At 60.6% G+C, this 414-nt stretch carries 2 protein-coding genes; both read right to left on the bottom strand.

Annotation, left to right across the window (positions count from 1 at the left end; all coding sequences use genetic code 11):
- The coding region (locus MPC4_RS21695; protein ID WP_174511425.1) for a DUF3054 domain-containing protein at positions 1-228 on the bottom strand (228 nt) is incomplete at its 3' end.
- The coding region (locus MPC4_RS04200; protein ID WP_174511424.1) for a hypothetical protein at positions 225-414 on the bottom strand (190 nt) is incomplete at its 5' end. The genes MPC4_RS04200 and MPC4_RS21695, both read right to left, overlap by 4 nt.

Raw genomic sequence — 414 nt, 5'->3', positions numbered from 1 at the left:
CCACAGCACCACCCCAGCTAGCCACCGCAGAGCCGCGACACGCGCCGTTACAACGATGACCCATCCAACGACGAGACCCAGCACAAAGGGGGTTCCGGTCCGAAGCAGACCTCCCGGTGACAGTGCCTCACCATGGCTGGCCCTCCCTATCGTCGCAAAGAGAATCACGCAGACAACGTCAGCGACCAGCGCACGTCGCACCGACGGAGATGCCAATTCGTCATTCATCGCGGTCTGACCGAGAACGCGAAGTCGGCTGTAGAAGTCGAGGTGATCATCGGCGGGTGCAAGTCACGCATGCGGAACAACTTGTGGCGGTGGACAAGAACCAAGGTGATAATCGTCGAGATGACGAGGATACCGCCCTCGACAGCGAATCCCAGTGCCAGCGTCGACATCGGGCCACCTGAGATG

This window comes from Methylocella tundrae (assembly GCF_901905185.1).
GTDB classification, from domain to species: Bacteria; Pseudomonadota; Alphaproteobacteria; order Rhizobiales; family Beijerinckiaceae; genus Methylocapsa; species Methylocapsa tundrae.
The sequence above is the reverse complement of the archived record's forward strand: the minus strand, read 5'-3'. Positions and strand labels throughout refer to the sequence as shown.